Origin of the sequence: Pseudomonas sp. BF-B-30, from assembly GCF_019956305.1 — a bacterium.
In the GTDB taxonomy this organism is placed as follows: Bacteria; Pseudomonadota; Gammaproteobacteria; order Pseudomonadales; family Pseudomonadaceae; genus Aquipseudomonas; species Aquipseudomonas jessenii.
In genome coordinates this window covers 174180-195503 of sequence record NZ_JAHBDG010000022.1, presented here as the reverse complement: position 1 = coordinate 195503, position 21324 = coordinate 174180, and the positions used below count along the sequence as shown (strand labels likewise).

Sequence of the window (21324 nt, the reverse complement as noted above, 5' to 3'; positions counted from 1 at the left end):
CGTGCACAGGCGGCTGACAGCTTGGTTGTTGTGTTTGATCCCTGTGCTGGCAACGGCGCAGGACGAACCTTTGCGCCTGGCCTTCAAGGGCGATTTGTTGTCGCTGAGTCGAACGCAGGTGATCACCCGCGAGCCGTTGCCGCAGACGTTGCAGTCGCCACTGGGCAGTGTGTGGAAGTTGTTCGTCTACGCCTGGCTGGTGGACACCGGCGCGCGTGAGCCGGCTTATGAATGCCGGGGCCAGTCGAAGGAAGAGGTTTATTGCTGCACGGCGGGCGGCAGGATCGAGCGTGATCAGGCGTTGGTGAAGTCATGCGGTCTGTATTTCGAACCCGCGCGGTTGGGCATCGGCGATGCCGACTGGCGAGCCTATTGGCAGACGCGGCAGGCGCCGCAATGGCTGCTGGATTTGCCTTCGTTGCAACCGGCTACCCGGGTTTCGGTGGCGGAACTGTTGAAGGTGTTGGCCGTGCTGCCGGCGCAGGATCAAGCCCGGCGTGTGCTGCTCGATGTGATGCTCAATGCCGCCGATGGCCAGGTCGTCGGCGAACTGGGAAGCCGCCTGCGGGTGAAGACCTGGAGCTGGCTGGCGGATCAGGATGCAACATCGCGACAGGGCGGATTTGCCGGTTGGACGGCGGACGGTACACCGGTCTGGGCCGGCGGGCGTGGCACCAGTCAACGGGTTCTTCGAGATTACGCGCAGGCACTGTCTACGGTGATTCCTGTTGCATGGCCTGTGGATGCAGGGCAGTGCGTAGAGGTCGACCTGTTCTCTCGCTATCCACTTCGGCGCGTGCTGTCAGGGGGCACCGCAGTGACTTCCGGGGCATTGCAGGGTGACTACCGCGTCGAATTCGCCAACGGTAATGTGCTGGATATCCACAGCGACGGTGAACTGTTTCTGCTGAGCGACAAGCTCGTGGCTCGTCTGGATCGCGAAGAGTACGTTGCCCGTGTGCTCCAGCGCGAAGCCAGTACCGAACCGGTCGAAGCCGCCAAAGCCCTGGCCGTGGCCATCCGCACTTACCTGCTGCAAAACTCCACGCGCAGTGGTGACTGCCTGAGCATCGACGACAGCAGCAGTCGTCAGCGAGTCGCACCGCGTCCGGCGTCGTCCGAGTCTCGCGACATCGCCGCCTGGACCAGCGACCTGGTGCTGGCCGGTAGCACCATCACCTACCATTCCGATCAACCCGGCCCGGACAAACTGTCCTGGCAGCAAGCCGTCGAACAGGCCCGTGCCGGCCAGCGCTACGACGCCATCCTGCTGCACGCCTACCCACGCGCCAGCCTCAGTCGCTGGGACAACCCGGTCGCCTCCTGCGAAGCGTTACCTGCCGCACAAGAATGGCTGCAGAAACAACGACGCGGCTGGCGCCAAAAACTTGAAAGCGAAACCGGCTACAACGAAGTCAGCACCTTCGCCGTATGCCGCCTGGCATTCGGCCGCCCCTATGTCGACCGCGAACGTCAGCGTATCTACGTGCGTGGCGCGCAGACACTGCAAGACCGCCTCGACCTGACCCACGAATACCTGCACCTGGCCTTCGAAGCACACCCCAATGGCCAGGATGAAACCTACATCGAAGGGCTCGCCCGCCACCTCTTGCTGGAATAGACCATGAAACTCCGTTATCCACAGGTCTTGCTGTTGCTCTGTTCGCTGGTGGCGTTGCCATCGGTGATGGCGGCTGACAGCGTCAAACTCGACACCCCCGCAGGCGGCTGGCGCACCGGCGCACCTGAGGGCGAAGGGGAAAACTTCCGGCAGACCGTCAACTACCCGGCCTCATCGGTGAATACCCCGACAGGGCAGGCCAACACGGCTCGCATCAGCGGGCAGATCAAAGCTACAGCCAAGTCCACAGAGCCCGGCCGTCTGATCGTCAACGGGGTCAGCATGCCGCTGAAAATCGACCCGGCAGGGCGCTTCGATCGCCCGTTCTCATTCCCCAACGGCAGCAACAGCGTCGAGGTTCGCAGCCCTGATGGCCAACAACGTCAGCGCACGCAATTTCTCAACAGCAGCGGCGGCGCGACCCCGGCCAAATTGCGCGTATTGCTGGCCTGGGACAGCGACGGCACCGACCTTGACCTGCACCTGATCACCCCCGACGGCGCGCACATCTGGTACGGCGACCGCGTCGTCCCCAACGGCGCAGCGCTCGACGTCGACGTCACCACCGGCTACGGCCCGGAAATCTTCGCCATGCCTGCGCCGATCAAGGGGCAATATCTGGTGTATGTGAACTACTTCGGCGGCGGTTACAGCAGTGATGAGGAGGGGCAGGAAGACGCGGTGCAAGCGCTGACCACGGCGCAGGTGACGGTGATTACCGAGGAAGGCACGCCGAACGAGAAGATGGAGACGTTCCTGGTGCCGATGCGCGCGGTGGGGGAGTTGACGTTGGTGAAGGCGTTCAGCTATCCGTGAGGGGGAAGTGACAGCGCTGCTGAGACAAATGCAGGTTCTGGGCAGTTAACTTTTTTCAGGCATTAAAAAGCCGGCTTGTGGCCGGCTTCTCGGGGACTGGCTTGGATCATTTTTGGTAAACCGCGCCAGCCTTCAAAACGTACACCCGGATCTTGCGTCCGGCTGTGGGACCTGGTGAGAAAGTCATCTGCCAGGCCAGTGCATCTGAGCCGCAGGGCGGGTCGATGCACAAATGTGGGGCGCAGCATACGCAGGTTTGACGGAAATTCCCAGCGGGAAGTGCCGGGCAGAGCCTTTGGCCACCGGGGTGGGTGGCCGATGGGCGTTCTGGAGCGCTTAAAGAAAGGGCACCGTCGGCCGTCGTTTGTTCAGGGTCGACCACCAGAACACCCAGCCCAGCACCCTGATGTTCTGCTCTTCGATCTGTGCGGCCCTGAAGATTTCATCCGGGTATTCGGCGCGGTTGTGGCTGCGCAGTCGCAGGGAGTTGCCCGGTAGTCGGTGCAGGTACTTGATGCGCAGCATGCCGTCATGTTCGATGGCGTAGATCTCGCCATCGACAATTTGGGTCAGACCACGGTCAATCGCCAGGGTCGAACCGTCTTCAATTTTCTCACCCATGCTATTGCCGCTCATCAGGGTGCAGATGGCGTCGGCGTGGTTGATTTCCAGGGAGTCGAGATGGCTGCGGGGCAGGCGGATGGATTTCTCGGGGTCTTCTATGACATGGGTTTTGTTGGATCCCGGGGCGGTGACAGCTTCTTTGAGGAATGGCAGTTCGACGTCGACAGGCTCTATGACCGTGTAGACACCGCGGATGGTCTGGGCATCGAAGGTGTTGCCGGACTCGTCGAGCAGGCGCAGGTGTTGGGCGTCTTTCGAACCTTCGCCGGTTTTTAGCCAGTCGCTGCTGACGGAGAGTTTTCTGGCGACTTCTTCCATGCAATGGGCAGGCACACCGCGGGTGTACCAGTTATGTACATTTTGCGGAGCCGTATCCAGGAATTCGGCAAATCCGGTGGTCGTGATGTTCGCTGCTTCGAGGAGCGCTTTGAAGCGTGGGCCGCTAGTGTTCTTTTTCATGAACGCGAGTCTACTGGCGGCTAACAAGGGTTTGAATAAACGCCTCGTTCAAATTTTGCGGGAAATTTACGACCGGATGTAAGACGCTCCAGGGGAATTTTAAACAAGCAAAAACCATGGGAAGGTGTGTTTAAACGTAGTGTTTGGTGTGCTTTTCAGGCACCCACAAAAAACCCCGGATCATCCGGGGTTTTTCTTGCCGCTTGCAGCTAAAAGCCTGCAGCCGGGCTTAGCCTTTGTAGGCAGCAACCGACTTGGTGATCGCTTCGCGGGCGGCGTCTGCGCCGGCCCAGCCTTCGATCTTCACCCATTTGCCTTTTTCGAGATCTTTGTAGTTCGCGAAGAAGTGCTCGATCTGCTGGATCAGCAGCGCTGGCAGGTCGGTGTATTCCTTCACGTCGACGTACAGCTGGGACAGCTTGTCGTGTGGGACTGCGATGACTTTGGCATCGCCGCCGCCGTCGTCGGTCATGTTCAGGATGCCGACCGGACGGGCGCGGATCACCGAACCTGGAGCAACCGGGTAAGGGGTTACGACCAGCACGTCGAGGGGGTCACCGTCGTCAGCCAGAGTGTTCGGGATGTAACCGTAGTTGGCCGGGTAGAACATTGGGGTGGCCATGAAACGGTCAACGAACAGGCAATCGCTGTCTTTGTCGATTTCGTATTTGATCGGCGCGTGGTTGGCCGGGATCTCGATCGCGACGTAGATGTCGTTCGGCAGGTCTTTGCCAGCCGGAATCTTGCTGTAGCTCATTGGGCGTTGCCCCCGTTAGTTGACCAAAAACACTTGGCCGGATTGACCAAAAAGTGGCGGCGATTATAGGCATATTCCTGTGTCGACGCCATGGACCAGAAGTCGTATGGCGCTCACTGGTGTGCCTGATAGACAGGGTCATGCGCCTGAAGTTGCTTCAACCTCGCCAGCGGATCCTGGCGATAGAACAGCTTCAACTGCTGGTACACCTGTGGATAAGCCTCGTGCAGCAAATCCGGGGCGCTGAAGAAGTATTCGCTGGTGACGGCGAAGAACTCGGCAGGATTTTCGGCGGCATACGGATCGATGGCGGTTTCGGCATCGGGATTGCGTTCCAGTTGCCGGTCTAGGTCGTCGTAGGCCTCTTGCATGACGTTGGCCCAGTCGCTGACGCGCATGTCGGCATGCAGCGGCGGCAGGCCGTTGGCGACGCCGTTGAGCATGTCGAGCTTGTGCGCCAGTTCGTGGATCACCAGGTTGTAGCCTTCCCAGCCTCCGCTGGCCATTACGCCGGGCCAGGCGAGGATGATCGGGCCTTGCTGCCAGGCTTCACCGCTGTGCTCACCGTCCCATTCGTGCTCGACACCGCTGGCATCGCGATGGCGCTGGGGGCTGAGGAAGTCGTCTGGGTAGAGGATGATTTCGTGGAAGCCCTGATACCAGTTCAGGTCGCCGAGGTGCAGCAGCGGCAATTGCGCCTGGGCGGCGAGCAGCAGGCGTTGTTCCTGATGCAGTTCGACGCCGGGCAGGGCGCTCAGGTGCTTGTCTTCGAGGAACAGCACGCAGGCTTCGCGCAGCCATTGGTCTTCGGCGGCGCTGATGCCGTCGAGAAAACTCAAGTGATGGCGCACCCGTTGCCACATGTCGTCGGCAATCGGGTGCTTTGCCAGGGTGCGCCGGCGACGCCAGGCGCTCAGGGACCACATCGTGTCAGCGCGATTCGGCTTTGGAGTTCGAACCGGCAAGGCGGTTACGCACCATGCCAATGATCATCGGCACCAGCGAGAGCAGGATGATGCCGACTACCAGTAGCGACAGGTTCTTCTTGATGAACGGCACGTTGCCGAAGAAGTAACCGAGCGTCACCAGGCCGCCGACCCATAGGATGGTGCCCAGCACACTGAAAGCAAAGAAACGCGGATAAGGCATTTTCCCTACGCCGGCGACGAACGGTGCAAAAGTACGGATGATCGGCAGGAAGCGCGCCAGGGTCACGGTTTTGCCGCCGTGCTTGTCGTAGAAGTCGTGGGTTTGTTGCAGGTAGTCACGACGGAAGATCTTCGAGTCCGGATTGCTGAACAGCTTTTCACCTGCCGTTCGTCCGATGATGTAGTTGGTACTGTCGCCCAGGATCGCCGCCAGCATCAGCAGGCCGGCGAGCAGTACCGGATCCATGCCGCCACCGGCCGCCACGGCGCCAGCGATGAACAGCAGGGAGTCGCCCGGCAGGAAGGGCATGACCACAAGGCCGGTTTCACAAAAGATCACCATGAACAGAATGGCGTAGATCCATGCCCCGTAGTTGGTTACAAGCATGTCGAGGTAGACGTCGAGATGCAGGACAATGTCGATCGGGTTGAAATCCATGGAAAGCACCTGTGGTGACGGTCCGACTCAGCAGACCTGTGCGGATGACTTCGCGTAAGACTACAGATAGGGGTAGTTTTTCTTACAAGCCGGGAATATCGGGATTATACGAGGCGAGTGGTGAAAATCGCGTCGAGATTGTAGCGGGGAATGTCATGACAGGGCTGATGTTTGATAACGAACAGGCGGGAGCGAGCCTGCTCACGATGCCGTTACTTCGTTGGACCATTGTAATCCAGTCGATGCCATCGCGAGCAGGGTGCAGGTGATTCAGAGTTCGTCGCTGATCGGCAGCACGTAGTTCTTGAATTCGGTGTCTTCCTTGAATCCGATGGACTCGTAGGTTTTCTGCGCGACTTCGTTGTTGCTGCTGGTGGAAACACGCATGCGCACGGCATTGGTTTCCTTGGCCATTTTTTTTGCGGTGCGGATCAGGTTGTCGGCCACCAACTGGCGGCGGGCGTCCTCGGCGACATAAATATCGTTGAGGATCCATACACGCTTGAGCGAAAGCGAAGAGAAGCTCGGGTACAACTGGCAGAAACCCATCAGTTTGTTGCTGTCATCATCGGACAGCGCCAGGTAGATCACCGACTCCTTGCGACGCAGGCGTTTCTCGAGGAACGCCCGGGACGAGTCCGGATACGGCAGGGAACCATAAAACTCGCGATATTTGACGAACAAGGGGGTCAGCAGGTCCAGGTGTTCGAGGGTCGCTTGAATAATCCGCATGGTAGGTCTCGTCTTCAAGTGGCTGTCTTACGTCTCTGACGGCGATGGGAAACCCTTGGCGGCCGCGCAACGATCCTGCCTGAAACTGGTACGAATGTGCAATGCGCAAGCGATTCAGGCATTCGGCGGTCCGAGCAGGAAATTTCCTTTCATGTCGCCTCCCGTGTCCGAGTCCAGTGTCTGAACCTGCGCTTCGTCCTTCAGATTGACCCCTGACAACTGCCGCCGGCAGGCTTCGCGCATCAAATACAGCAAACGGTGTGCCGCCATGCCGTAGCTCAGGCCTTCGAGCCGGACATTGGAGATGCAATTACGGTAGGCATCGGTAAGGCCGACCTTGGGATTGTAGGTGAAATATAATCCCAGGCTGTCCGGGGAGCTGAGACCAGGGCGCTCGCCGATGAGGATCACGGTCATTTTTGCGCCAAGCAATTCACCGATCTCATCGGCGACGGCCACCCGGCCCTGTTCTACGAGTACGACTGGCGCAACAGTCCAGCTGTCGCCGTTCATTTGCTCTTCGAAGCGCGCCAGAAACGGCAGAGTATGGCGATGAACGGCCAATGCCGACAGGCCGTCGGCGACCACGATCACCAGGTCCACGCCTCCCGGATGAGCCACCGCGTAATCACGCAGGGCCTGCGCCGAGGCATCACTGAGTTTTCGCCCCAGGTCGGGGCGTTGCAGGTACGTGTTGCGATCCGTCGCCGCACTGTGCAGCAAAAGGCACTCGCGATCACGTTCGGCCAATTGCGCGCTGAGGGAGGCATGGTCAAACGGCAAGTGCACCGCATCCCGTGCCTGAGCGTGGGCGTATTGGAAGTCCAGTTGTGCGCGGGTGGGAATGCTGGTGCCGGTGCGGCCCAGGGCAATTCGCGCCGGCGTCAGGCGTCGTAGCTCCAGCCAAGGGTTGTGTGGATCGAAGGGTAATTTATCCATGTCAATGCTCATCCCAGTTGCGCCAAGGCCTGCCGGAAGGCTGGCGGCAGGCTGTCGCCGAAGAGAACCCTGCCATCGGCTTGAGTGAAGATGCCCATTCTCGCCAGCCACTGTTCGAATTCCGGTGCGGGCTTCAACCCCAGGGTCTGTCGGGCGTAGAGCGCATCGTGGAACGAAGTGGTCTGGTAGTTGAGCATGATGTCGTCGGAGCCGGGGATGCCCATGATGAAGTTGATCCCGGCGACGCCCAGCAGGGTCAGCAGGGTGTCCATGTCGTCCTGGTCGGCTTCGGCGTGGTTGGTGTAGCAGATGTCGCAACCCATGGGCACACCGAGCAATTTGCCGCAGAAGTGGTCTTCGAGGCCGGCGCGGATGATCTGTTTGCCGTTGTACAGGTATTCCGGGCCGATGAAGCCGACGACGGTGTTCACCAGAAACGGTTTGAAATGCCGCGCCACGGCGTAGGCCCGGGTTTCGCAGGTTTGCTGATCGACGCCGTGATGGGCGTTGGCTGACAGCGCGCTGCCCTGGCCGGTTTCGAAGTACATCAGGTTCTGGCCCAGCGTGCCGCGATTGAGGCTCAAACCTGCGTCGTAACCTTCCTGCAATATATTGAGGTTGATGCCGAAACTGGCGTTGGCCGCTTCGGTGCCGGCGATCGACTGGAACACCAGGTCCAATGGGACGCCGCGATTGATCGCTTCGATCGACGTGGTGACATGGGTCAGCACGCACGCCTGGGTCGGGATTTCGTAGCGCTGGATGATCGCGTCGAGCATTTCCAGCATGGCGCAAATCGAGGCGATGCTGTCGGTGGCCGGGTTGATGCCGATCATGGCATCGCCGTTGCCGTGCAGCAGGCCGTCGAGAATGCTTGCGGCGATACCGGCCGGTTCGTCGGTGGGGTGGTTCGGTTGCAGGCGCGTGGACAGTCGCCCGCGCAGGCCGAGGGTGCCGCGGAATTTCGTGACCACACGGATTTTCTGCGCCACCAGCACCAGATCCTGAACGCGCATGATCTTCGACACGGCGGCAACCATTTCCGGGGTCAGGCCGGGGGCGAGGGCGCGCAGAACCTGCTCGTCGGCGGCATCGCTGAGCAGCCAATCGCGAAAGCCGCCGACGGTAAGGTGGCTGATGAGCGCGAAGGCTTGTTTGTCGTGGGTGTCGATGATCAGGCGGGTGACTTCATCGGACTCATAGGGAATCAAAACATCTTGCAGGAAGTGGGATAGCGGAATGTCGGCCAAAGTCATCTGTGCCGCGACGCGCTCGCCGTCATTGAGGGCCGCGACGCCGGCCAGAAAATCCCCGGAGCGCGCTGGGCTGGCCTTGGCCATCACATCCTTGAGGCTGTCGAAGCGATAGGTCTGGGCGCCGACGGAATGGGCGAATGCGGCCATGGGGCGGAGTCCTCCAATAATTACTGCGATCTGCTTTTCCTGTGGGAGCGGGCTTGCTCGCGAATGCGGCGTGTCATTCAAAATAAATGTCGACTGACACGCTGCCTTCGCGAGCAAGCCCGCTCCCACATGGGAACTGCGTGCACTTCAATATGGCCGGCACCGGGCAGTGAGCACGGTGCCGGTGCATTCAGATACCTTCGAGCATAGCGTCTGCCGGTGCCTCGGAACGTTGCTTGGCAGTCAACTGGAAGTACAGGTACCCGGCAACCATGAAGCCGAGGAAGACCAGGCCGATCAAGGTGTTGAACCAGGCCATCGCCACCAGGCACACCACCGCCAGAAACAGCGCGATCCCCGGCACGATCGGATAGCCCGGCGCGCGGAAGGTGCGCTCCAGGTTCGGTTCGGTCTTACGCAGCTTGAACAGGCTCAGCATACTGATGATGTACATCACGATGGCGCCGAATACCGACATGGTGATCATCGCAGCCGTCAGGCTCATGCCTTGCAGGTTGACCAGACCGTCGCTGTAGATCGCCGCGATGCCAATCACGCCGCCGGCCAGAATCGCCCGATGCGGCGTCTGGAAGCGCGAGAGTTTGGCCAGCCCCTTGGGCAGGTAACCGGCGCGAGCCAGGGCGAAGAACTGCCGGGAATAGCCAAGAATGATCCCGTGGAAACTTGCCACCAGACCGAACAGACCGATCCATACCAGCATGTGCATCCAGGTCGAATTATCGCCGACCACAGCTTTCATCGCCTGGGGCAGCGGATCGTTGATGTTCGACAGTTGACGCCAGTCGCCGACGCCGCCGGCCATCACCATCACGCCGATGGCCAGGAACACCAGGGTCAGAATGCCGCTGACATAGGCTCTGGGGATCGTGCGTTTCGGGTCCTTGGCTTCCTCGGCGGCCATGGCCGCGCCTTCGATGGCGAGGAAGAACCAGATCGCAAAGGGGATCGCCGCAAAAATCCCGGGAATCGAGCCCATCGTGAACTCGTTCGAACCCGACCAGCCATTGAGCACGAAGTTGCTGAAGCTGAAGCCCGGGGCGACCACGCCCATGAATACCAGCAACTCAGCGACCGCCAGCACGGTGACCACCAACTCGAAGGTGGCCGCGATGCTGACACCGAGGATATTCAGGCCCATGAACACGAAATAGGCGCCAACGGCGGCGATCTTCGGGTCCAGTTCCGGGTATTGCACGTTGAGGTAGGCACCGATGGCCATGGCGATGGCAGGTGGCGCAAAGACGAATTCGATCAGGGTGGCGATGCCGGCGATCAACCCGCCTTTCTCACCAAAGGCCCGGCGGCTGTAGGCAAACGGCCCGCCAGCGTGGGGAATTGCAGTCGTCAGTTCGGTAAAACTGAAGATGAAGCAGGTGTACATCGTCGCCACCATCAATGCGGTGACGAGAAAACCCAGTGTGCCTGCGGTGCCCCAGCCGTAACTCCAGCCGAAGTACTCGCCGGAAATCACCAGGCCGACGGCAATGCCCCATAAATGCAGGGTGCCGAGTGTGGGTTTGAGCTGTGTGGAAGAAATAGTCATAAGTCCTCTCTAATTTTTATTGTTCGATCTTTTGGACTTTCGGGTGCGACGGGTTGGGTGCAATTCCTGAATGACGGGTACGCAAGGCCCGTGCCAGAGCGGCCAGCCTTTTGTGTTGTGTCATTTAAGTCGCTATCGCGAGCAAGCTCGCTCCCACAGGGTTCTGTGTCAGGTCTCAACAGCTGGATTCACCACAAAAACCTGTGGGAGCGGGCTTGCTCGCGAAGGCGGTAGAAAGGGCGACACAGAGTTAACTGTGTCGCCCCCGGTTTTAGAAGAAGCCCAGCGGATTGATGTCGTAGCTCACCAGCAGGTTTTTGGTCTGCTGATAGTGGTCGAGCATCATCTTGTGGGTTTCACGACCGACGCCGGACTTCTTGTACCCGCCGAACGCGGCGTGCGCCGGGTACAGGTGGTAGCAGTTGGTCCACACCCGACCGGCCTTGATGGCGCGGCCCATGCGGTAGGCGCGGTTGATGTCGCGGGTCCAGAGGCCGGCGCCCAGGCCGAACTCGGTGTCGTTGGCGATGGCCAGGGCTTCGGCTTCGTCTTTGAAGGTGGTGATGCTCACCACCGGGCCGAAGATTTCTTCCTGGAACACGCGCATTTTGTTGGTGCCCTTGAGCAGCGTCGGCTGGATGTAGTATCCGCTCGCCAGGTTGCCCTCGAGTTTTTCCACCTTGCCGCCGGTCAGCAACTCGGCGCCTTCGCCCTTGGCGATTTCCAGGTACGAAAGGATTTTGTCGAATTGCTGTTCGGACGCCTGGGCACCGACCATGGTGTCGGTGTCCAGCGGGTCGCCACGTTTGATTTGCAGGACTTTTTTCATCACGACGGCCATGAACTCGTCGTAGATCGACTCTTGCACCAGCGCCCGGGAAGGGCAGGTGCAGACTTCGCCCTGGTTGAAGAATGCCAGCACCAGGCCTTCGGCGGCCTTCTCGATGAAGGATGGTTCGGCTTTCATGATGTCTTCGAAGAAGATGTTCGGCGACTTGCCACCCAGCTCCACGGTGGACGGAATGATATTTTCGGCCGCGCATTTCATGATGTGCGAGCCGACCGGGGTCGAGCCGGTGAAGGCAATCTTGGCGATGCGTTTGCTGGTGGCCAGGGCTTCGCCGGCTTCTTTGCCGAAGCCTTGCACGATGTTCAGCACGCCCGGTGGCAGCAGGTCGCCGATCAGTTCGACCAGCACGGTGATGCCCAGCGGGGTTTGCTCGGCGGGTTTGAGCACCACGCAGTTGCCGGCAGCCAGCGCCGGGGCGAGTTTCCAGGCGGCCATCAGGATCGGGAAGTTCCACGGAATGATCTGCCCGACCACGCCCAGCGGTTCATGGATGTGATAGGCCACGGTGTTGCCGTCGATTTCGGCGGCGCTGCCTTCCTGGGCGCGGATGCAACCGGCGAAGTAGCGGAAGTGGTCGGCGGCCAGAGGGATGTCGGCGTTGAGGGTTTCGCGAACGGCTTTGCCGTTGTCCCAGGATTCGGTGATCGCCAGCAGTTCGAGGTTCTGTTCGATGCGGTCGGCGATTTTCAGCAGCACCAGCGAACGTGCCTGGGCGGACGTGGCGCCCCAGGCATCGGCCGCCGCGTGGGCAGCGTCCAGGGCCTTGTCGATGTCTTCGGCCGTGGAGCGGGGGAATTCGGCAATCGGTTGGCCATTCACTGGCGAGGTATTGGTGAAGTACTGACCTTTGACAGGCGCGACGAACTCGCCGCCGATGTAGTTACCGTATTTGGCTTTGAACGAAACGATAGCGCCTTCAGTACCGGGGTGAGCGTAACGCATGGTGGTCTCTCCTTGCTTTTGTGCTTATAGGGAGTCGCGCATGTGCGCTTGCTTTAAGCGTAGAGCAAGGGGCGGGCCAGTGCCTTGCATGTCAGGTAAATCAAGGCCTTGCGAGGTTTTTGTCGGACGGGCGGGTAGCGCCTGTGACGCTTTCGGTACAGCCAGGGTGACACTTTGTACCCTTTGTGGCACAGCTTGTGACCAGCCGGTCTTGCAGGCATTGCAATGCGGGCCGGGCTGGAGGATGCTCGGCATCACCTCATGCACGGGTCGCCGAGCCCCGGGGAGAATAATAAGAAATGCAAGACAACCATTTGAGTCGCCATGCCCAGCAAGTATTGACGGTGACCCAGGGCAAGACCCACCTGCACGGTCCGGGTAGCGATCCGTCCATCGCCCGTTCCTGGCTGCGCTGCCTTGAGGACTATCACCTCGATCCGGCCCTGAGCATCGCGCCGACGGTGCTGGAACATGGTCGTGTCCTGGAAAGCCGCGAGCGCTTGCAGCAAGTGCTGCACATCGCCGGCAATGAAATGACCAGCCTGCATCAACAGCTCTCCGGCGCCGGCCATGCAGTGCTGCTGACCGACGCCCGCGGCGTGATCCTCAACTGCGTCACCGCGCCCGCCGAACGCCAGATCTTCGAGCGCGCCGGCCTTTGGCTCGGGGCCGACTGGAGCGAGGCCTGCGAAGGCACTAACGGTATCGGCACCTGTCTGGTGGAGCGTCAGTCGCTGACCATCCATCAGGACGAACACTTTCGCGGCCGCCACACCGGCCTGACCTGCTCGGCGAGCCCGGTGTTCGATCCCCATGGCGAATTGCTGGCGGTGCTCGACGTGTCGTCGGCGCGGCGCGATGTGTCGCGGCAAAGCCAGTTCCACACCATGGCACTGGTCAACCTGTCGGCGAAGATGATCGAGAGCTGCTACTTCCTGCGCTGCTTCGACAACCAATGGTTGTTGCGTTTTCACTTGCAAGCCGAGTCCGTCGGTCTGTTCAGCGAAGGGCTGCTGGCGTTCGACGGGGAAGGGCGCATTTGCGCGGTCAACCAGAGTGCGCTGAACCTGCTGGGACATATTCGCGGCGGCTTGCTGGGTAAGCCGGTGGAGGCGTTTTTCGATTGCTCGCTCGATGAGTTGCTCGGTCGCGCGAGCACCAATGCCGCCGCCAGTTGGCCGTTGCGCACCCGTGATGGTCGCAAGCTGTTTGCGGTATTGCGCGGTGAGGCACGGCGGCCGCTGCCAACTCCGTTGGTGCCAGCGGCCAAGGTTGCACAAGCACCGCGCCTGTCGGGCATTTGCCTGGATGACGCAACGTTGCAGGCGGACTTCCGCAAAGCCTTGCGCGTCTACGAGCGCGACGTACCGCTGCTGATCAACGGTGAAACCGGGTCCGGCAAGGAGGCCTTTGCCAAAGCGGTGCACCACGCCAGCCAGCGGGCGGAGAAAGCCTTTGTCGCCCTCAATTGCGCAGCCATTCCCGAAAGCCTGATCGAAAGCGAGTTGTTCGGATATCGCGGCGGCAGCTTTACCGGTGCACGCAAGGAGGGTATGCGCGGCAAGTTGCAACAGGCCGATGGCGGGACCTTGTTCCTCGATGAAATCGGTGACATGCCACTGGCCTTGCAGACGCGTTTGCTGAGGGTGCTCGAAGACCGACAAGTGGTACCGATCGGCGGCGAGCCGGAATCGGTGAATGTGCGGATCATCAGTGCCACTCACCGTAAGTTGCTGGATCGTGTGCAGGACGGCAGCTTCCGTGAGGATTTGTATTACCGGCTCAACGGGCTGGAAGTCGCGTTGCCGGCCTTGCGTGATCGTAGCGACAAATCCCGGTTGCTCGACTTTTTGCTGGCCGAGGAGGCGGGCGGAGAAACCGTATTGATCGACGGGCCGGCGCGGGAGGCCTTATTGGGGTTCGCCTGGCCGGGTAACGTGCGGCAGTTGCGTAATGTGCTGCGTACGTTGGCAGCACTGTGTGAGGACGGGCGGATCGGCCTGGAGGATTTGCCGGCGATGATTCGCCAGGCGCGGCCGGTAGTGTCGACGATTGAAGAAGCTTCGGAGCATCCGCTGGAAGATGCCGAGCGGCTGGCGCTACTCACGGCGCTGGAGCAGACGCGCTGGCATATGACGCACACAGCGGAGCAGCTGGGGGTCAGTCGCAATACCCTCTATCGGAAGCTGCGTAAACACGGTATCGCCCGGTAATCCGTGTCGCGGCCACTCGCGAGCAAGCCCGCTCCCACAGGGTACACGCGGTCCCTGTGGGAGAGGGCTTGCTCGCGAAGGCGCCCTCAACTCTGAAACATCAGGTGCGATTTTCCCCTCCCTAAGCTAACCTGCGGCCATGTTTTACGAGGTCGACTATGCACATTCATATTCTTGGTATCTGCGGCACTTTCATGGGGTCAATGGCGGTTCTGGCCAAAGAGCTGGGCCATCACGTGACGGGCTCCGATGCCAACGTCTATCCGCCGATGAGCACTCAACTGGAAGCCCAGGGTATTGAATTGACCCAAGGCTACGACCCGGCGCAACTCGATCCGGCCCCTGATCTGGTGGTGATCGGCAACGCCATGTCCCGGGGCAACCCGGCTGTGGAGTATGTGCTGAACAAAGGCCTGCCCTACGTCTCCGGCCCACAATGGCTGGCCGATCACGTGCTGCAAGGTCGCTGGGTACTGGCGGTTGCCGGTACGCACGGCAAGACCACCACCAGCAGCATGCTGGCCTGGGTGCTGGAACACGCGGGCATGAGTCCGGGCTTCCTGATCGGTGGCGTGCCGCAGAATTTCTCGGTGTCGGCGCGCCTGGGTGGCACGCCGTTCTTCGTCATCGAAGCCGACGAATACGACAGCGCCTTTTTCGACAAACGCTCCAAGTTCGTGCACTACCGCCCGCGCACGGCAATCCTGAACAATCTCGAATTCGATCACGCGGACATCTTCCCGGACCTGCCGGCCATCGAGCGGCAGTTCCATCACTTGGTGCGGACCATTCCGAGCGAAGGCCTGGTGATTCATCCGACCACTGAGCCGGCGCTGCAGCGTGTCATCGAGATGGGCTGCTGGACTCCGGTGCAGACCACGGGTGCCGGCGGCCAGTGGCAGGTCAAGTTGCTCAGCGAAGACGGCTCGGTCTTCGAAGTGATGTTTGAAGGTGTTTCCCAAGGCGTGGTCGAGTGGGACATGACCGGTCAGCACAACGTCGCCAACGCACTGGCTACCCTGGCCGCGGCGCGCCACGTCGGCGTCGTGCCGTCCATGGGTATCGCCGCGTTGAGCGCCTTCAAAAGCGTGAAGCGCCGGATGGAAAAAGTCGCGGAAGTGGGTGGCGTCACCATTTATGACGACTTCGCTCACCACCCGACCGCCATTGCCACCACGCTGGATGGCCTGCGCAAACGCATCGGCGATGCGCCGTTGATCGCGATCATCGAGCCGCGTTCCAACTCCATGAAGCTTGGCGCGCACCGCGACGGATTGCCGGAAAGCGTGGTCGATGCCGATCAGGTGATCTGGTACGCCCCGGCCAACCTCGGCTGGGACCTGGCGGCCACGGCGGCGCTGTGCACCGTGCCGTCGATTGTCAGCGACTCCCTGGAAGGCATCATCGAACGCGTGAAGAGTCAGGCGCAACCAGGCACTCACGTGGTGATCATGAGCAACGGCGGCTTCGGCGGCCTGCACGGCAAACTCGCCGAGGCGCTAAAATGAACAACGGCCCGGACCGCATCACCCTGGCGATGACCGGCGCTTCCGGTGCTCAGTACGGTTTGCGCCTGCTCGACTGCCTGGTGCGGGAAGATCGTGAAGTGCACTTCCTGATTTCCAAGGCAGCGCAATTGGTGATGGCCACCGAAACCGACGTCACGCTGCCGGCCAAGCCGCAGATGATGCAGGCGTTCCTCACCGAATACACGGGGGCTGCCGCCGGGCAGATTCGCGTGTATGGCAAGGAAGACTGGATGTCGCCGGTGGCTTCGGGCTCCGGTTCGCCGGCGGCGATGGTGGTGGTGCCGTGTTCCACCGGCACTCTGTCGGCTATTGCCACCGGTGCCTGCAACAACCTGATCGAGCGTGCCGCCGACGTGACGCTTAAAGAACGTCGGCAGTTGATCCTGGTACCCCGTGAAGCGCCGTATTCAAGCATCCATCTGGAGAACATGCTCAAGTTGTCGAACATGGGCGTGACGATTCTGCCGGCATCGCCGGGCTTCTATCATCAACCGCAAACCATCGATGACCTGATCGACTTTGTCGTGGCGCGGATCCTTAACGTGCTCAATATTCCTCAGGACATGTTGCCGCGCTGGGGCGAGCATCATCTGACCAGCGATGAATAAGCTACTGGTGATGTTGCTGGCGCTGCAATTGGCCGGGTGCGCCACGGCGCGCACCCTCGATGCGGCCAAGCCGGGGGCGCCGGTGGTGTACGCCGGGACTCGCCTGGATTTGTACGCAATGAACGGTGGGTGCTGTGCGATGGACCGATTCGGCGCCGAAGCACCGAGCTATCCGGGTGTTGATCTGCCGGCCAGTGCGTTGCTCGACACGCTGCTGTTGCCGCTGTCGTTGCTGACGGTGATAGGGGTGAGTTTTCAGGCGACGGGTGGATTGTAGGTATAGCGCTTTTGTGGCGAGGGGGCTTGCCCCCGTTGGGCTGCGAAGCAGCCCCAAAACCGGCCATCTCAATTTTTCTGATACATCGCGAGTTCCATATTTACGACTGCTACGCAGCCGAACGGGGCGGTGCGGTGTTTCGACAAGCCCCCTCGCCACAGGTTCGCGGTTTACTTGCCCAACTTCCTCAGCTCATCCGACTCGACAATTCTGATCCCGTCCTGCTCTTCCAGTGCCAGGCGCCACATCGCACGAGCCAGTTGGCAGGCTTCGATACCATGGTATTTACCAGGGATCAGCCGAGATAACGGGCCGGCGACTTTCTCGCCCAGTCGCGGCTCGGTGCGATCACCCAGCAACAGCGAAGGGCGGCAGATGGTCAGCTGCGGCCAGTCCTGCGCGCGCAGTGCGTACTCCATCTCGCCTTTGACCCGGTTGTAGAGAATCGAGGATCTGCGATCGGCTCCCAGAGCACTGATCACGATCAGGTGCCGTGCGCCCATCTCCCGTGCGCGTTTGGCAAAGGCCACGACCATGTCCAGGTCCACCGCGCGGAACGCCTGTTCCGAGCCTGCCTGTTTGATGGTGGTGCCCAGGCAACAGTAGGCGATGTCGACACGGCCGTTCAGCTGCGGCAGAAACTCCGCCGGGTCGCCGACGGGGTTTTCAAGGTGCGGGTGCTCGGCCAATGGCCTGCGTGAGGGGGCCAATACCCGTGTAATCGTCGGCTCGTTAAGCAGGCGATCAAGCAGATGTTCACCGGTCAGGCCGGTGGCTCCGGCAAGCAATACGTGCTGAGGCGTCAAGTACATAGTGTTTCTCCCTTGATACTATTCAGCTTAGTTGCTGTTTGCATCCTTGCTTTCGATGGACGCACTTTGCAGCGCTTTTCGTGCCTGCTGTTTGCGCAGGAGTTGCCAATGCGAGAGGACGGTTTTCGGTGCCCAGATCTGTGGTTCGGACGCTTCGAAACCGTCCGCCAGCTCACGTTCGGCGACAGTGGCCTTGGCCAGTTTGAAGGCTTGTTCCAGGTCATCGGTCTGGTTCAGGGCCCGGGCGAACAGAGCATCTCCGAAATAAGTGAAGTTGGCTTCCTCCGAGCAACCGAAGGACACTCGGTCGGCCCGCGAGGCCGTCATGATCAGGGTCCGCTCATCCTTGAGGGCGGGAATGAAACCGCCGGAGTAGCAGGACGAAATCACGATGATCTTGTCGCGGTTTTTCAGGGGGGCGAGAACAGCGGCCAATTCGTCGGCTGGCAGATCGGCCAATTCCATGCGTGGCTGGTCAAGCACCAGTTCGTGTTCGCTGGTGCCGTGGCTGGTCAGGTAGATGAAAATCAGGTCCTCCGGACCGCTGCGTTCGGCCAGCGTCAGGGCAGCCCGGCGCAGGTTTTCCCGGGTAGCCATCGGGCGGTCGGCGAGGTGGTCACGATGGTTCACCAGGCGGATCTGGCCAAGGGTGCCAAAACGGGTGGTGAGCATGTTGGCGACGTAGTCGGATTCGCGCAGAAACACGCTTTGCTTGCCATCACCCCCCAGGCTCAACGAATACAGCTCCACCGCCGGCGTCGAGTGTGGAACGTTGGCCAGCGCTGCGTCGAGCAGGCGGCCCTGGGCCAGCAGGCCGAGCTCCAGGGTGTCGGGCAATAATTTGCCCTCGGTGTCGCGTACGCGCTGGCCGTTGATCCAGGTGCCGCTGAGCACGGTGCCATCGGTCAACACCAATGTGCCGCGCCCTTGGTAACTGTCGTTGTCGAACTGGCCGGTGTAAAAGCTGCCGTCGGACAGGTTCAGGCGGCCCTGGCCGGAAAAACGCCAGTCATTGAACTGGCCGATGTAGTGGCTGCCGTCAGTGCCGATCAACTCGCCCTTGCCGTTCAGCGAGCCTTCCTTGAACTGTCCCAGCCAGACATCGCCGTCGGCGTTTTCGTAGCGGCCTTTGCCGTGCAGTTGATTGTTCTTGAAGCTGCCGACATAGATGTCGCCGTCGGCGCTGTTGAAAGTCCCGTTGCCTTCCAGCTGACCGTCGACGAAGTGCCCGGTGAACTGATTGCCGTTGCCGTCGCCGCGCTGGCCTTCGCCATTGGGTTTGCCGTGGGCGAACTGGCCCTGATAGGAGCTGCCGTCTTCGAGTTCGAGGCGACCCAGGCCGGCGTATTGATCGGCCTTGAACTCTCCACGATAGCTCATGCCGTTTTCTTTGAGGGTGCCTTCGCCGTTGCGCCGGCCGGCCTTGAAGCCGCCGCTGTAGCTGCTGGCGTTGGTGGTCAATGCCCCCTGGCCGTCGAACAGTCCCTGATTGAACTGACCGCGATAGACTTCGCCATTGCTGCCATGCCATTCGCCCTGGCCCTGCCACTGGCCCTTGTCGAATTCGCCGGCGTACCAGCTGCCGTTCGGGTAGTCGATACGCCCCTTGCCTTGCAGCAAGCCATTGACCAGGTCACCGCGATAGCGTCCGCCGTCCGGCAGGCGGGCGTCAGGAGGAAATGGCGATTCGCCGTCGCCGCAAGCGGTGAGCATCAAGGTCAAGGCAAGGAGTGCAAGTGGGCGCATAGCGGATTCCGGGCAATTAGGCGAGGGAGTATGCCGCAGCTATGTGTCCTTAATATAGGGTGAGGTTCCGCGTGAGGGCGCGAAACAGCATGAGCTGCTTCGCATCCGGCAAGGTTTATACGAAGCACAGAGACAGGGGTTCGGCGATGTACGCCGGTTTGTCCGAACCTTCGATTTCCAGGGTGGTGGTGGCCTTGAGCAGCCATTGGCCGGGTTTCTTCTCGATGACTTCGGTCAGGTCGACTTTCAGGCGCACTTTCGAATTGACCTTGACCGGCTGGATGAAACGCACGCTGTCGAGTCCGTAGTTGACCACCATCTTCAAGCCTTCGGGCATGACGAGGATGTCTTCCATCAGTTTCGGGATCAGCGACAACGACAGGAAGCCGTGAGCGATGGTGCTGCCAAATGGCGTTTGCGCGGCCTTGACCGGGTCGACGTGGATGAACTGAAAATCCCCTGTGGCTTCGGCGAACAGGTTGATGCGGTCCTGATCGATAGTGAGCCATTCGGAACGTCCAAGTTCCTTGCCGACATAATCTTTGAGCTCCGCAACTGGAACATAGGGCATTGAGACTCTCCTTGGGTTCATCGGTTTTATAGTTTTGGCTTGCGGGGATCTGACCTCCCGGCTTACTACTTTAGATCAACATGGCCAAACGCAGCGGTCAACTGACAATGCTTTTGGCGAATGCCGGTCTATAGCGCGAGCATGCTTATAATGCCCGGCCAATGCGGGTGACGGATTTTGCGGGAGAACTTTGATGTTGTTACGGGGCCTGACGTGGCTGGTGCTGTTCCAATTGCTCGGCACTGCGCTCAATCATTTGTTCTTGCCGGTGCTGCCGGGGCCGATTGTGGGGTTGCTGCTGTTGCTGGTGTACCTCATCTGTCGCGGGCAGGTTGGCGAGCCGCTGAACCTGGCGGCCAGTAGCCTGTTGCGTTACCTGCCCCTGTTGCTGGTGCCGCCGGCTGTGGGCGTGATGGTCTACGCCGCTGACATCGCGGCGGATTTCTGGGCCATTGTCGGTGCGCTGGTATTGTCGCTGCTGCTTTCCATGGCCTTCGCCGGGGTGCTGATGCATCGTATGGTCAAGGGGCACGCTCACTCCGAGGACAGCCAATGATCTTCGACTGGCACGGCGCCTGGACGTCGGTGATTCATCATCCCCTGTTTGGTATCGGCATTACTCTTGGCGCCTATCAACTCGTCCTGGCGGCATTCGAGAAAACCCGCTGGATCTTTTTGCAGCCGGTGTTGGTTTCCATGTTGTTGGTGATCGGCGTGCTGGTGGGCTGCGGCCTGACCTATGCCGAGTACCGCAAGAGCACCGAGATTCTCAGCATCCTGCTCGGCCCGGCCACTGTCGCGCTGGCGGTGCCGCTTTATCTCAACCTGCGACGGATTCGGCAGTTGTTCTGGCCGATATTTACTACGCTGGTGATAGGCGGGGTGGTGGCCACGGGGATGGGCGTGTTGCTGGGCTGGTCGTTCGGTGCCGAGCACATGATCCTGATGACCATGGCGCCGAAATCGGTGACTTCGCCTATCGCTATGTTGGTGGCCGAGCAGATCGGTGGTGTCGCGGCGCTGGCAGCAGTGTTCGTCTTGATTACGGGTGTGATCGGCGCGATTTTCGGCCCGGCGTTGTTGACCCGGCTGGGCGTGCATAGCCCGGAAGCCAGGGGTATGGCACTGGGCATGACGGCTCACGCGGTCGGCACGGCAGTGGCGATGCAGGAAAGTGAAGAGTGCGGCGCCTTCGCGGCGCTGGCGATGAGCCTGATGGGTGTGGCCACGGCGGTGCTCCTGCCGTTGGCGGTGTCGATGGTGGTGTAAGGAAA

The 21324-nt window shown here is 60.6% G+C and carries 20 protein-coding genes; 8 read left to right on the top strand and 12 right to left on the bottom strand.

Annotation, left to right across the window (positions count from 1 at the left end; genetic code table 11):
- The first annotated feature begins 1 nt into the window (after nt 1).
- Nucleotides 2-1621 carry a DUF2300 domain-containing protein gene (locus tag KGB29_RS13735; RefSeq protein ID WP_150813888.1) on the top strand — a complete coding sequence of 540 codons (1620 nt, stop codon included), beginning with the start codon at nt 2-4 and terminating at the stop codon, nt 1619-1621.
- Nucleotides 1622-1624: 3 nt separating this feature from the next.
- A complete protein-coding gene (locus tag KGB29_RS13730; RefSeq protein WP_150813889.1) occupies nt 1625-2437 on the top strand; it encodes a YfaP family protein in 813 nt (270 codons plus the stop codon).
- 336 nt (nt 2438-2773) lie between these two features.
- Here KGB29_RS13730 and KGB29_RS13725 read toward each other — a convergent pair whose 3' ends face one another.
- From KGB29_RS13725 to KGB29_RS13685, 9 genes are all read right to left on the bottom strand, one after another.
- The gene (locus KGB29_RS13725) at nt 2774-3520 is read right to left on the bottom strand and encodes a S24 family peptidase (RefSeq protein ID WP_057713140.1); all 747 of its coding nucleotides are present in this window, start codon (nt 3518-3520) and stop codon (nt 2774-2776) included.
- Between the two features lie 229 nt (nt 3521-3749).
- Nucleotides 3750-4277, bottom strand: a complete 528-nt coding sequence (gene ppa / locus KGB29_RS13720) for an inorganic diphosphatase (RefSeq protein WP_007990564.1) — start codon at nt 4275-4277, stop codon at nt 3750-3752.
- 113 nt (nt 4278-4390) lie between these two features.
- Nucleotides 4391-5203: a zinc-dependent peptidase gene (locus KGB29_RS13715; protein ID WP_090451613.1), complete on the bottom strand. Its 813-nt coding sequence runs from the start codon at nt 5201-5203 to the stop codon at nt 4391-4393.
- Between the two features lie 4 nt (nt 5204-5207).
- On the bottom strand, nt 5208-5864 hold the full coding sequence (locus KGB29_RS13710) for a DedA family protein (protein WP_102670761.1): 657 nt from the start codon (nt 5862-5864) through the stop codon (nt 5208-5210).
- Nucleotides 5865-6134: 270 nt separating this feature from the next.
- Entirely contained in the window at nt 6135-6596 is a 462-nt protein-coding gene (locus KGB29_RS13705; RefSeq protein WP_007990572.1) for a GNAT family N-acetyltransferase, read from the bottom strand.
- A 114-nt stretch (nt 6597-6710) separates the two neighbouring features.
- Entirely contained in the window at nt 6711-7535 is an 825-nt protein-coding gene (gene eutC, locus KGB29_RS13700) for an ethanolamine ammonia-lyase subunit EutC (RefSeq protein WP_218543910.1), read from the bottom strand.
- 8 nt (nt 7536-7543) lie between these two features.
- Entirely contained in the window at nt 7544-8938 is a 1395-nt protein-coding gene (locus KGB29_RS13695; RefSeq protein ID WP_150813908.1) for an ethanolamine ammonia-lyase subunit EutB, read from the bottom strand.
- A gap of 190 nt (nt 8939-9128) precedes the next feature.
- The gene (gene eat, locus KGB29_RS13690) at nt 9129-10502 is read right to left on the bottom strand and encodes an ethanolamine permease (protein WP_057713144.1); all 1374 of its coding nucleotides are present in this window, start codon (nt 10500-10502) and stop codon (nt 9129-9131) included.
- Nucleotides 10503-10773: 271 nt separating this feature from the next.
- The gene (locus tag KGB29_RS13685) at nt 10774-12294 is read right to left on the bottom strand and encodes an aldehyde dehydrogenase family protein (protein ID WP_034148108.1); all 1521 of its coding nucleotides are present in this window, start codon (nt 12292-12294) and stop codon (nt 10774-10776) included.
- A gap of 299 nt (nt 12295-12593) precedes the next feature.
- Here KGB29_RS13685 and KGB29_RS13680 point away from each other — a divergent pair, with 299 nt between their 5' ends.
- The 4 genes from KGB29_RS13680 to KGB29_RS13665 all read left to right on the top strand — a co-directional run bounded on the left by KGB29_RS13680 (nt 12594) and on the right by KGB29_RS13665 (nt 16921).
- Nucleotides 12594-14507 (top strand): sigma-54-dependent Fis family transcriptional regulator, encoded by a 1914-nt coding sequence (locus tag KGB29_RS13680; RefSeq protein ID WP_150813910.1) that lies wholly within the window; start codon nt 12594-12596, stop codon nt 14505-14507.
- 158 nt (nt 14508-14665) lie between these two features.
- Nucleotides 14666-16015, top strand: coding sequence for a UDP-N-acetylmuramate:L-alanyl-gamma-D-glutamyl-meso-diaminopimelate ligase (gene mpl / locus KGB29_RS13675; RefSeq protein WP_150813911.1), 1350 nt, complete (start codon nt 14666-14668; stop codon nt 16013-16015).
- On the top strand, nt 16012-16644 hold the full coding sequence (ubiX, locus tag KGB29_RS13670; RefSeq protein ID WP_057713147.1) for a flavin prenyltransferase UbiX: 633 nt from the start codon (nt 16012-16014) through the stop codon (nt 16642-16644). The genes mpl and ubiX overlap by 4 nt, the downstream gene beginning before the upstream one ends.
- Nucleotides 16637-16921: a YceK/YidQ family lipoprotein gene (locus KGB29_RS13665; RefSeq protein WP_150813912.1), complete on the top strand. Its 285-nt coding sequence runs from the start codon at nt 16637-16639 to the stop codon at nt 16919-16921. The genes ubiX and KGB29_RS13665 overlap by 8 nt, the downstream gene beginning before the upstream one ends.
- Before the next feature lie 170 nt (nt 16922-17091).
- Here KGB29_RS13665 and KGB29_RS13660 read toward each other — a convergent pair whose 3' ends face one another.
- The 3 genes from KGB29_RS13660 to KGB29_RS13650 form a co-directional block, all read right to left on the bottom strand.
- On the bottom strand, nt 17092-17733 hold the full coding sequence (locus KGB29_RS13660; RefSeq protein ID WP_057713149.1) for an oxidoreductase: 642 nt from the start codon (nt 17731-17733) through the stop codon (nt 17092-17094).
- A 27-nt stretch (nt 17734-17760) separates the two neighbouring features.
- Nucleotides 17761-19479, bottom strand: a complete 1719-nt coding sequence (locus KGB29_RS13655; RefSeq protein WP_150813913.1) for a C13 family peptidase — start codon at nt 19477-19479, stop codon at nt 17761-17763.
- A gap of 115 nt (nt 19480-19594) precedes the next feature.
- Nucleotides 19595-20050 carry a MaoC family dehydratase gene (locus KGB29_RS13650; protein WP_046041672.1) on the bottom strand — a complete coding sequence of 152 codons (456 nt, stop codon included), beginning with the start codon at nt 20048-20050 and terminating at the stop codon, nt 19595-19597.
- A gap of 193 nt (nt 20051-20243) precedes the next feature.
- Here KGB29_RS13650 and KGB29_RS13645 point away from each other — a divergent pair, with 193 nt between their 5' ends.
- Both KGB29_RS13645 and KGB29_RS13640 read left to right on the top strand, forming a co-directional pair.
- A complete protein-coding gene (locus KGB29_RS13645; RefSeq protein ID WP_057713152.1) occupies nt 20244-20606 on the top strand; it encodes a CidA/LrgA family protein in 363 nt (120 codons plus the stop codon).
- Nucleotides 20603-21319: an LrgB family protein gene (locus KGB29_RS13640; protein WP_057713153.1), complete on the top strand. Its 717-nt coding sequence runs from the start codon at nt 20603-20605 to the stop codon at nt 21317-21319. The genes KGB29_RS13645 and KGB29_RS13640 overlap by 4 nt, the downstream gene beginning before the upstream one ends.
- The last annotated feature ends 5 nt before the right edge of the window (nt 21320-21324 follow it).